The sequence below is a fragment of the Streptomyces sp. NPDC051940 genome, from assembly GCF_040680895.1.
Classification (GTDB): Bacteria; Actinomycetota; Actinomycetes; order Streptomycetales; family Streptomycetaceae; genus Streptomyces.
Genome location: NZ_JBFAXR010000275.1, coordinates 1 through 2,442, shown reverse-complemented (window position 1 = coordinate 2,442; position 2,442 = coordinate 1). Strand labels below are relative to the sequence as shown.

3 protein-coding genes are annotated in these 2,442 nt (G+C 68.7%); 2 read left to right on the top strand and 1 reads right to left on the bottom strand.

Annotated features, from left to right (window positions below; all coding sequences use genetic code 11):
- Window positions 1-151: 151 nt before the first annotated feature.
- On the bottom strand, window positions 152-1,024 hold the full coding sequence (gene mca, locus AB0M28_RS40360; RefSeq protein ID WP_365415811.1) for a mycothiol conjugate amidase Mca: 873 nt from the start codon (window positions 1,022-1,024) through the stop codon (window positions 152-154).
- Between the two features lie 218 nt (window positions 1,025-1,242).
- On the opposite strand from mca, the gene AB0M28_RS40355 reads away from it, so the two are divergent.
- Window positions 1,243-1,653, top strand: coding sequence for a DUF4307 domain-containing protein (locus AB0M28_RS40355; RefSeq protein ID WP_365415809.1), 411 nt, complete (start codon window positions 1,243-1,245; stop codon window positions 1,651-1,653).
- Window positions 1,654-1,847: 194 nt separating this feature from the next.
- Window positions 1,848-2,345 (top strand): transcription elongation factor GreA, encoded by a 498-nt coding sequence (gene greA / locus AB0M28_RS40350; protein WP_365415807.1) that lies wholly within the window; start codon window positions 1,848-1,850, stop codon window positions 2,343-2,345.
- Window positions 2,346-2,442 lie beyond the last annotated feature (97 nt).

The following is a 2,442-nucleotide window of genomic DNA, read 5'->3' as shown; positions in this document are numbered from 1 at the left end:
ACCGGGTGCAGATGCACCGGCTCTACCACCGCTTCCTGCAGAGCGCGCTGACCGACGAGGAGCGCGACACGCTGTCCGGGACAGCCTGCCAGCGTCGAGCTCCTTCGCCAGGGGAAGGAGCTCGACGGCAGCCAGATAAGTACTCACGGCATCAATTGTCGCGGATGCCGGCGAAGAGGTCGGACTCGGGGAGGGAGGTCTCCACGAGCGACTTCGCCAGCTCGTACTCCTCGGTCGGCCAGACCTCCTGCTGGATCTCCAGCGGCACCTTGAACCACGGGCCGTCGGGGTCGATCTGCGTGGCGTGCGCGATGAGCGCCTTGTCACGGATCGCGAAGTAGTCGGCGCAGGGCACGAAGGTGGTGATCTCGCGCTCCTTGCGGTTCCACTCCTTCCAGCGCTCCAGCCACTCGCCGTACGGGGACTCCATGCCGCGCTCCAGCAGCGCGGCGTGCAGCGCCTCGGTGCGCGGACGGTTGAAGCCCTGGTTGTAGTAGACCTTCAGCGGCTGCCAGGGCTCACCGGCCTCCGGGTACTTCTCAGGGTCGCCGGCGGCCTCGAAGGCCACCATCGTGATCTTGTGGGTCATGATGTGGTCGGGGTGCGGGTAGCCGCCGTTCTCGTCGTACGTGGTGAGCACGTGCGGCCGGAACTCGCGGATCAGCTTCACCAGCGCGCCCGCGGCCTCGTCCACGTCCTGCAGGCCGAAGCAGCCCTCCGGCAGCGGGGGCAGCGGGTCGCCCTCGGGCAGCCCGGAGTCGACGAAGCCCAGCCAGGACTGGCTGACGCCGAGGATCTCCCGGGCCTCGTCCATCTCCTTGCGGCGCACCTCGTGGATGTTCTCCTCGATGTACCTGTCGCCCTGGAGCTTGGGGTTCAGGATCGAGCCGCGCTCGCCACCGGTGCAGGTGGCGACCATCACATCGACCCCCTCGGACACGTACTTGGCCATGGTGGCCGCGCCCTTGCTCGACTCGTCGTCGGGATGGGCGTGGACGGCCATCAGTCGCAGTTGCTCAGTCAAGATCCGGTCCTTGAACGTCTCGGTCCAGCGTGTGGCAGCCGGGTGGGCAGTACGCCCGCGTACTGGGCGGGCAGTTCACCCGCCTACGAGGCGGGCGGTTCGCTCGCGTACGAGAGCGGCTTCTATAGTGACGGAAAGGACTGACAATTCATTCCGCACCCCCGTCGCGGGCCCCGGGCCTGCGACGTCCGGGCCCCCAGGACCACAGAGGATCGGCCATGTCCGCACGTGAGGTACGCCCGCCCGAGGGGCGATACGGACGCGCCTCCACGGACGACGCCCGCGCCGACCGCCGGCTGAAGATCATCGGCGGCGTGCTCGGGGTGCTGGGTCTCGGGGTCGTCGGCTGGTTCGGCTACGACTACGTGGCGGGCACGGAGGTCTCCGGCCAGCTGATCACCTTCCGGGTGGAATCCGGCACGCGCGTCGCCGTGGATCTGGAGGTCCACAAGGACTCCCAGGTCACCGGCGTGTGCACGCTGCGCGCCCTGGCCGAGGACAAGTCCGAGGTGGGCCGCCGGGACGTCACGATCGAGCCCGGCACCTCCGCGGAGTCCGTACAGGCCGCGATCCGCACCACGGCCCGGGCCACCAGCGTGGAACTCATCGGCTGCACGTCGCACGGCTGACCGGCGGGTATCCGGCGGATGGCCGGAGGGTGCCGGGCCGGGACGTTTTACCCTCCCGGCCGGCTGCCGGAATTGTTACGATCGTGGTTTCGCCCCACTCGAGAAGGCGCACACCTTCTGGGTAGGGCGTTGACTGTATCCACCCTCAATATCCACCCTCAATCTTTTGAGAAGCACACCGACGAGGAGCACCTGTGACCCAGACCAGCGACAACGTCACCTGGCTGACCCAGGAGGCGTACGACCAGCTCAAGGCCGAGCTGGAGTACCTGTCGGGTCCCGCACGCGTTGAGATCGCCGCCAAGATCGCGGCGGCCCGCGAGGAGGGTGACCTGCGGGAGAACGGCGGCTACCACGCCGCCAAGGAGGAGCAGGGCAAGCAGGAACTCCGCGTCCGCCAGCTCACCCAGCTCCTGGAGAAGGCGAAGATCGGCGAGACCCCGGCGGACGACGGCATCGTCGAGCCCGGCATGGTCGTGACGATCGCCTTCGACGGCGACGAGGACGACACGATGACGTTCCTGCTCGCCTCGCGCGAGTACGCCTCCTCGGACATCGAGACCTACTCGCCCCAGTCCCCGCTCGGCCAGGGCGTGGGCGGCAAGAAGATCGGCGAGGAGGCCACGTACGAGCTGCCGAACGGCAAGAAGGCGATGGTCAAGATCCTGGAGGCGAAGCCCTACGCGGGCTGACCCCGCCAGCACGGAAGGGGCGGCCCCGGCGCCCCCGAACTCGAGTACCGCGCCGCCTACGATGCCCAGCTGCGCGCCCGGCTGCGCTCCGGCACCC